The organism is Lascolabacillus sp. (assembly GCF_028696275.1).
Lineage (GTDB): Bacteria > Bacteroidota > Bacteroidia > Bacteroidales > Dysgonomonadaceae > Proteiniphilum > Proteiniphilum massiliensis.
On sequence record NZ_JAQVHI010000048.1, the window covers coordinates 1 to 9,350 of the forward strand.

The 9,350-nt window shown below is 35.8% G+C and carries 8 protein-coding genes; all 8 read left to right on the forward strand.

What is annotated here, in order from left to right; translation table 11 throughout:
* The first annotated feature begins 303 nt into the window (after positions 1 to 303).
* The gene (locus PHO43_RS09165) at positions 304 to 2,553 is read left to right on the forward strand and encodes a patatin-like phospholipase family protein (protein WP_053825923.1); all 2,250 of its coding nucleotides are present in this window, start codon (positions 304 to 306) and stop codon (positions 2,551 to 2,553) included.
* 166 nt (positions 2,554 to 2,719) lie between these two features.
* Positions 2,720 to 3,313, forward strand: coding sequence for a TetR/AcrR family transcriptional regulator (locus PHO43_RS09170; protein WP_053825924.1), 594 nt, complete (start codon positions 2,720 to 2,722; stop codon positions 3,311 to 3,313).
* Between the two features lie 12 nt (positions 3,314 to 3,325).
* A complete protein-coding gene (locus tag PHO43_RS09175; RefSeq protein WP_074010691.1) occupies positions 3,326 to 4,597 on the forward strand; it encodes a TolC family protein in 1,272 nt (423 codons plus the stop codon).
* 75 nt (positions 4,598 to 4,672) lie between these two features.
* Complete coding sequence (locus PHO43_RS09180; protein ID WP_288012022.1) at positions 4,673 to 5,572, forward strand: HlyD family secretion protein; 900 nt, start codon at positions 4,673 to 4,675, stop codon at positions 5,570 to 5,572.
* A 1-nt stretch (position 5,573) separates the two neighbouring features.
* Positions 5,574 to 6,482, forward strand: coding sequence for an ABC transporter ATP-binding protein (locus PHO43_RS09185; protein WP_502867186.1), 909 nt, complete (start codon positions 5,574 to 5,576; stop codon positions 6,480 to 6,482).
* A 1-nt stretch (position 6,483) separates the two neighbouring features.
* Positions 6,484 to 7,227, forward strand: coding sequence for an ABC transporter ATP-binding protein (locus PHO43_RS09190; protein WP_288012024.1), 744 nt, complete (start codon positions 6,484 to 6,486; stop codon positions 7,225 to 7,227).
* Positions 7,224 to 8,330: an ABC transporter permease gene (locus PHO43_RS09195; protein ID WP_045090222.1), complete on the forward strand. Its 1,107-nt coding sequence runs from the start codon at positions 7,224 to 7,226 to the stop codon at positions 8,328 to 8,330. The genes PHO43_RS09190 and PHO43_RS09195 overlap by 4 nt, the downstream gene beginning before the upstream one ends.
* Before the next feature lie 59 nt (positions 8,331 to 8,389).
* The coding region (locus PHO43_RS09200) for an ABC transporter permease (RefSeq protein WP_288012026.1) at positions 8,390 to 9,350 on the forward strand (961 nt) is incomplete at its 3' end.

A 9,350-nucleotide genomic window follows, 5' to 3' on the forward strand; every position in this document is an offset into this window, starting at 1 on the left:
ATTGACTCTTAATCAATGGGTCGAGGGTTCGAGCCCCTCCGGGGTCACAAAAATTGGAGCAATAAATTTTTATAAAAAGAGCGGTTCATTAAAACGAATCGCTCTTTTTATTCGAACATCTTCTAACAAATATTAGAGAATATTGCCATAATATACCTTTTTATAATCCACAAACAGTCATATCTTTTTCCAACCAGATTGCATTTTTTTATATAATTTATTACCCCTAAATAGAGAGAGTCGCTTTTTATGAATTTTGGTTATATTTGTAACATCCAATTATTTAATATTACAACTAGCCAAATGAAAAAACGACTTTCTATAATATGTATTTACTTATTCCTGGTGATTGTTGTTTTAGGCAGTGAGGTGAATAAAGTTGCTACACCTGGAAGTAATCCTCAAAGGAAAAAGGTTGGAGTAGTTTTAAGTGGTGGTGGTGCAAAAGGTTTTGCTCATGTGGGCGTATTAAAAGTACTCGAAGAAATTGGTATTCCTATCGATTATATAGCCGGTACCAGCATGGGAGCTGTTGTGGGTGGTCTGTATGCAGTGGGATACACCACGGATATGATTGACTCATTAATTCAGGTACAAGACTGGAACCACCTTATGAGTGATGGTGTTTACCGTGAAAATATACCCGCATTCAGGAGAAATAACCAAAGCAGATATGTGGTTTCCTTACCCTATGAGTTTCCTTTTGGTGAAAATTCCCGTATAGTATCTCTACCTGCCGGAGTATATACAGGTCAGAATATTTACAATCTTTTTCTGAATTCAACAATAGGTTATCATCATAATATCAGTTTTGATGATTTGCCCATACCATTTGGATGTATATCAGCAGATGTACGTACAGGCAACGAGATTGTTATGCGTGAAGGAAATCTTGCAGAAGCAATTCGTGCAAGTATGGCTATTCCCGGGGTATTCACACCTGTCGAGAGAGATAGTATGCTTTTAATTGATGGCGGTGTAGTTAATAATTACCCTGTGGATCTGGTTCGTAGCATGGGTGCGGATATTGTAATAGGAGTTACTTTTTCTCGTGATGAGAAAGAACTGGAACAAAGCAGAGGAACTATTTCTGAGATTACTCAGCAGATATGGAACTTTATTGGCCAGTATAAATTAAACAATAATATTTCAGATACTGATATTTTAATTACACCTGATGTGTATCCTTTTGGAATGATGGATTTTCACAAAACAGCAATTGATACTATTATTCAAAGGGGATTTACTGCTGCAATTGAACATCGTGATGAACTTACCAAACTTAAAAAGTCTCTTTCCATCGACACCAATTTTTACAATCAAACTAAAAAGAGAAATCCATATCTTGAGCTTGATACACTTACAATCAATAATATATATGTTGAAGGAATAACGCAAAGAGAGAGAAGTTATCTGAACAGATGGATAGACAATTATAATGGTAGTATTACCAGAGAAGAGCTGGACAATATGATTTCCAAGATTTATGGTAGCGGGATGTTCGACAGAGTCTATTACAGATTTGAAGGTGAAGATCCTTTTGATCTTATTATAACAGTTGATGTAAAAGAAGCTAATCGGTTGAATCTGGGAATACATTTTGACAGTAATGATTTGGCTGCAATACTTGCAAATACCACAATCAGGCTGAATAGTTCACTCAATTCTATGTTCGATATAACCACCAGACTAAGTCGTGATCCCTTTCTGATGATTGATTATTCTATAAACCGTGGAATATTTTTTAAAGGGGGTATAAATTACAAAATAGGTAAAAATGATCTAAGTATTTATGACAGAGGTAAATTATTATATAATCTTGGGATAACAAGAAATAGCCTGAATCTCGTTTTTTCTGAGTTTTACTTCGGAAATATAATGCTGCATCTTGGAGCTCAGATGGAACATTTCCATTTCTACAAGGCGATGGGTAGTGTTTTCGAATCACCCCAATCAGAATTAAATGACCTTCTCTATTTTAATTATCTGCTGAATGGAGTATACGATAATCTCAACAAAGATTTCTTCCCCACCTCTGGTCTGTATTTTTCTTTTCAGTACTCACTACATACTGACAACTTCGTGAGTATGGAAAATGAAGCACCCCTGAATGTGGTGAGGATGAAAATGTTAAAACCTTTTTCTCTTAGTGATAAAGTTTTTATTACACCTCGTATTACTGCCAGATATATTATGAACGACAGTGTACCTCGAATGTACAGGAATTTGGTAGGAGGAAGAACAGATGGACACTATATGCCACAACAGATATCACTTCAGGGATCAACCGGCATGGAGTTTCTTGAAAACATGGTGTTTTCAACTGATGTGAATATCCATTACAATTTTACTACAAATAACTATCTATATACCAATCTTAATTTTACTATACATAACAATCATCTGCACACACTCCTTGAAGGTGATTCATTTTTAGGTGTTAATTTGGGTTACTCTTATCTGACTGTTGCCGGGCCACTGCGACTTGAATTGGGTTATTCTGAATTGTCACGGCGATTTCATCCGTACGTTAGTTATGGATACTATTTTTAGTATGCATGTCATAGTTTGATGAATATGTGGAGATTATAACGCTATTCTGATCTGCGCTAAATAATGTTAAATACATAATGTCTGATTAAACAAAAGATTTAAACAGATGTTTAAATCATGTGATTAAATTACATTTACTTTCTATTGCAGGGAATATTGAAAAAAAATGATGAATAAGAATACAACAGAACAAAAAATTATCAAAGCAGCAGATAAACTCTTCACACAGAAAGGGTATGCAGCAACAAAGACCAGAGAGATAGCAGAGGAAGCAGAAACAAATCTGGCATTGTTGAATTATTACTTTGGCAGTAAAGAGAAACTTTACAAAAAAGTAGTGCAAGAGAAGTTCAGGATTCTATTAGGTGCAATTGGTCCTGTTATGTGGGATGAGACTATTCCATTAGAAGACAAGATCAGACTGATAACTGAAAATTATACCAAATTGCTTATTGAAAATGAAGAACTTCCAATCTTTATACTTAATGAACTGACAATTAACAAGGAGCTCTTCAAAGAGATTACTGAAAATGCTCGATTGATAGCACAGCCGGTTATAGAGAAACAGCTTAAGGAGAGAAACATCGAAATGACAGCTTCTCATATGATAGTCAATATATTAAGTCTAACTATATTCCCATTCGTTGCAAAACCATTGATCATATCTTCGGGATTAGTAAAAAAAGAAGAGTTTGTTGATTTTGTGTCAGAACGAAAAGAGAAGATTTTAGAATGGATAACAGCAACCATAAAAAAATAATAGAATATAATTATGCCACTCAAAACATTATTGATATCGATAGTTTTGACTTCAGTGTACATACCATTTATATCTGGTCAAAATATAACTATTGAAGAATGTCAGGTTAAGGCTGAGGCTAACTATCCAGCAATTGCCATGTATGATATTATTGAGAAAACAAAAGAGTTTAACATTGCAAATGCTAATAAAGCATATTTCCCTCAGGGATCCTTTATTGCTCAAGGAACATGGCAGTCAGATGTAACAAGTATTGATCTTGAAGTACCGGGATTTCAGCTTCCTACTATTGATCGGGATCAATTCAGAGTAGTTGCTGAATTAAATCAGCTTATATGGGACGGAGGAAGAGTTTCGGCACAAAAGAATAGTATTGAGGTTAATGCAGAGTTAGACAAAAGGCAGCTCAATAATGAGATATATACTTTAAAAGAGCGTGTAAATAATCTCTATTTTGGTGTTTTACTGATTAAAGAGCAATTAAATCAACTTGGAATTCTGGAGAAAGAACTTCAGCGTAATTATGATAATGTAAAAGCTTATATGCAAAATGGTGTAGCTAACGAGTCCGACCTCATGATAGTAAGAGTTGAACGGCTAAAAGCAAGGCAACAGCGAACTAATCTTGAATCAAATCTGATGGCGTATATTCAAATGTTGTCGGTACTTATAGGTGAAGAGCTTAATAGCGATATGGTATTTGTTAAACCAGATCCAGGAATTACAACAATCCTGCCGATAATCAACAGACCTGAAATCCTGATGTTTGAAGCACAAGAGAATGCCTTAGAATCACAGAAATCGCTCCTGAATGCAGGTGTAATGCCAACTATTGGTGCATTTGCTCAGGGAGGCTATGGTAAACCAGGTCTAAACATGTTTGATAACCAATTTAACCCCTATTTTTTAGGAGGAGTGCGACTGACCTGGAATTTCAGCAATCTATACACCTTGAAGAGTGACATCAGGAAGATTGATTTGCAAAAGTCGGCAGTCAACTCACGCAGAGAAATATTTCTTCAAAATCTGAATATAGTGATACCACAACAACAAATTGAAATTGAAAAATATAGAAAAACTATGCAGGATGATGAAGAAATTATCAGACTGCATACTCAGATACGTGAGACTACCGAAATAAAGGTAGAGAATGGTACTATGACCGTTTCCGATCTGATGAAGGAAATTATTGCAGAAGAGTCAGCCAAGCAGGCAAAGGTTCTGCATGAGATTCAATTTCTAATGTCTGTTTATTCTCTTAAATACATTACAAATCAAAACTAATTCTATCTTATTTCGGGCTTAAATGTCTGAAAAATAACAACATGGCTACAATAAGATATAACATATAATTAAATTATGAAACCATTTAAATTATTCACTGCAATATCAATTCTACTATTGATGATTTCATGCAAAGATGGAGAAGATAATTACGACGCTACCGGATCATTCGAAGCAACTGAAGTAATTGTATCCTCTCAGGCAAACGGTACAGTTTTAGAATTTAATTTGAATGAAGGAGATCAGTTACAGAAGGGACAACTAGTAGGAATTATAGATAGCACACAGCTATACCTCCATAAAATGAGCCTTCTTTCCAATGCCAAAGGAGTTATAGCTCAACAGCCTGATATTAATGCTCAGACAGCAGCTTTAAGAGATCAGATAAACAGCTTGAAGAGAGAAAAGGAAAGAGTGGAAAGGTTGGTTTCTGCTAATGCAGCAAATCAAAAACAACTAGATGATATTGTATCTCAACTGGAAGTATTGGAGAGTCAGCTTTCAGCACAAACATCCACTCTTCAGAAAAGTATTGCACATATAACAGCACAAAGCTCCTCATTAGAAATACAGATAGCACAACTTGATGATCAGCTTGAGAAAACCCGCATAGTAAGTCCCATCTCAGGTACAGTATTAAATAAATATATCGAAGTTGGAGAACTTGCTACTATGGGCACTCCTCTCTTTAAGGTTGCTGATACCGGTGTGATGTACTTAAGGGCATATGTTACAAACGATCAGCTTGCTATGATTAAGTTAAATGATCTGGTGACAGTTAGTGTTGATGATGGCAAAGGAGGTATGAAATCGTATAAAGGGACAATTAAATGGATATCAGAAAAATCAGAATTTACTCCTAAAACCATACAGACCAAAAATGAACGGGCTAATCTGGTTTATGCACTTAGGATAGCTGTACCTAATGATGGATTTCTTAAAATTGGCATGTATGGCGAAGTGAAATTTAATTAAGATGATAGAGGTAAAAGATTTACATAAGAGTTACGGAAAGAGCGGGAAAAAAAATGCCCTCAACGGGATATCTTTCACGGTAGATGATGGAGAGATATTTGGAGTGATTGGTCCCGATGGTGCCGGAAAGTCCACTTTGTTCAGAATTCTTGCCTCACTTATTCTACCTGATAGCGGCTCAGCTATTATGAACAGATATGATATTGTGAAAGATTACAGAAAGATAAGACAGATTATTGGCTATATGCCGGGCAAATTTTCACTATATCAGGATTTGAGTGTAGAAGAGAATCTAAAGTTCTTTGCAACACTATTTGGCACTACAATTGAAGAAAATTATCATCTCATTAAAGATATTTACCAGCAGATTGAACCTTTTAAGAATCGACGTGCAGGTGCTCTTTCGGGAGGAATGAAACAGAAGCTGGCATTAAGTTGTGCGCTGATTCATAAACCTGAAATATTGATTCTTGATGAACCCACCACAGGTGTAGATCCCGTTTCCAGAAAAGAGTTCTGGGATATGCTGGCACGTCTGAAAGAGCAAGGTATTACTATACTATTATCTACTGCCTATATGGACGAGGCCGGCAGATGTGATAGAATTGCTCTTATTCGCGAAGGTAAATTTATTGCATCTGATACTCCAAAAGGAATTATTGATAAATTCACCGAGAGTTTATGGGCCGTTGAAGGAAGCAGGATGTCGGCTATTCTGCACGAATTACGGAACCATGAAGGAATTAAAAGAAGTTTCGCATTTGGAGACAAAATTCATATTACGGTAGATGATGATCTGCAGATTGATGAGCTAAAGCAATATCTCTTAGATAAAGAGTTCAGTGATGTGAAAATAGCTTCTATAGAGCCAACTGTTGAGGATTGTTTTATGGCATTGACAAGTAAATAGTATGAGCAAAAAGGTTATTGAGGTTTCAGATCTTACCAAAAAGTTTGGCAGTTTCACCGCCGTGGATCATATCTCATTTAATGTTGAAGAGGGAGAAATATTTGGATTTCTTGGTGCCAATGGTGCAGGTAAAACAACTGCAATGCAGATGTTGTGCGGTATAAGTATGCCAACTGCAGGAGAGGGAACAGTTGCAGGTTATGATATAATAAGAGAGAACGAGTTGATAAAACGAAATATTGGTTATATGAGTCAAAAGTTTTCACTTTATGAAGACTTGAAAGTTTGGGAAAATATTAGACTTTTTGGAGGTATATATGGTCTCTCAGGAAAAGAAATAGCATTAAAAACAGATATACTTCTCAAGAAACTTGATTTTGAGAAAGAACGAAATACATTGGTGAAATATCTTCCCTTGGGCTGGAAACAAAAACTGGCATTCTCGGTTGCAATTTTTCATGAACCCGAGATAGTTTTTCTGGATGAACCAACAGGTGGGGTAGATCCTGCCATGCGGAGACAGTTCTGGGAGATGATTTATGATGCATCTGACCGGGGAATTACAGTTTTTGTGACCACTCACTATATGGATGAAGCCGAATACTGCAATCGAGTATCAATAATGGTAGATGGCAGAATTGAAGCCCTTGATTCACCTTCAGAATTGAGAAGACAATTCAAAGCTGAAACAATGGATGAGGTATTCAGAAAGCTTGCACGCAAAGCAGAGAGGGGATTAAAATGAAACAATTTATTGCTTTTGTAGATAAAGAGTTCCGTCATATCATTCGTGATAGCAGAACATTGCTTATAATAATAGGTCTGCCTGTTGTAGAAATCCTACTGTTTGGATTTGCTATAAATATGGAGGTGCAGAACATCAGAGTAGCTTTTTATGATCCAGTGCCAGATGACTTTACTACAGACATTGCTGAGAGAATTAAAAACAATACCTACTTTACCTTTCTGGGATATATGCAAACAATGAATGACATGGAAGAAGCATTGAGAAAGGATAAACTCGATCTGGCAGTTGTCTTTCAGCATAACTTTCAGGAAGATATAGTGAATTCAGGAAGTGCAGCGGTTCAATTAATTGCAAATAGTTCAGATCCCAATCGAGGAAATATCTCGGCATCTTATGCTTCTGCAATTATATTAGGTTATCAGCAAGAGCAAACCGAACTTACGGAGGTTCCTTTTCAGATTCTGACTGAGAACAGAATGATCTACAACCCACAAATGAAATCATCTTATATGTTTGTTCCTGGAATAATGGGACTTGTGCTTATGATTATATGTACTATAATGACATCCGTCTCTATCGTCAGAGAAAAAGAGAGAGGAACAATGGAGGTTTTGCTTGCATCGCCACTTAAACAGGGTACAATGATTTTTGCAAAGACTATACCTTATATGGTAATATCATTTATTGACTTTGTTATTATACTACTACTAAGTTATTTTGTTATGGGTGTACCTGTGAATGGTAGCCTGATTCTGCTTTCTTTGGTCGCAATAATATACATTTCACTTACTCTGACATATGGTTTGACAGTCTCCACTTTAGTAGATAAACAGGTTAACGCGGTTATTTTTTCGGCTATTACTGCCATGATACCGGTACTAATGTTGTCAGGAATGATTTTTCCCGTGGAAAATATGCCTGTATTATTAAGGGCAATATCTACAATTGTGCCGGCACGATGGTTTATTGATGCTGTACGTAAAGTAATGATCCAGGGACAAGGATTATTTGTAATCTGGAAAGAGTTGCTGATACTGATTGGAATGACTCTGTTCCTTTTGGGGGTCACAATTATAAAAACAAAAAAGAGATTGGAGTAGATATAAAGTAACAAGCGGTTACCTCAGTCTGATATATTAAAATAAATAGTTTTAATCGGATGAAAACTTTAAAATTTCTCGTAGAAAAAGAGTTTAAGCAGATGTTCAGAAATCCTTTGATTCCCAAATTGATCATATTGTATCCAATTATGGTACTTCTCATTTTTCCATGGGCTGTGAGTTTTGAAATTAAAAACATCAAAATAGATGTTGTGGATCACAGTAAAAGCAGTTACTCCAAAAGATTAACCGACAAAATTGATGCTTCTAAATATTTTATTCTTAACGATACTCCACTTGATTATAAAACAGCAATGTTGAATATGGATAATGGTGAGACAGATATGATAATTGAGATACCAGCATCGTTTGACAGAGATATTATTAAAAGCAGGACTTCCTCTCTGGGTGTAGCAGTGAATTCTGTAAATGGCACTCTTGGATTATTAGGCAGCAATTATATTATGCAGATTGTGAATGATTTCTCGTCGGAGCTACGTAGCGAGTTAGTTTACACAATTCCTCCGGAATCGAGAGAAAACATGTTGCGAAGACCTAAGATTGATATTATCACCCAAAATAAATTTAACCCTGAACTGGATTATAAGAATTTTATGATACCAGGGTTCATGGTACTCTTATTAACGCTTATATGTGGCATTTTACCTGCACTTAATATTGTTATGGAAAAAGAAAATGGTACTATACAACAGATAAATGTCACCCCGGTAAAAAGGTATCATTTTATTCTTGCCAAACTTATCCCATTCTGGATTGTCGGATTAATTGTAATGATTATTTCTGTTACAACTGCCTACATGTTATACGGGCTTTGGCCGATGGGAGGTGTTATCGCTATCCTTTTTTCTTCAATTGTTTTTATTCTGTCCATTTCAGGATTGGGACTTATCATATCTAATTATTCTTCCACTATGCAACAGGCAAGTTTTCTTGTTATGTTTTTTATTCTAATTCTGATTCTTCTTGGAGGTATGTTTACTCCAGTTTCAAGTATGCCAG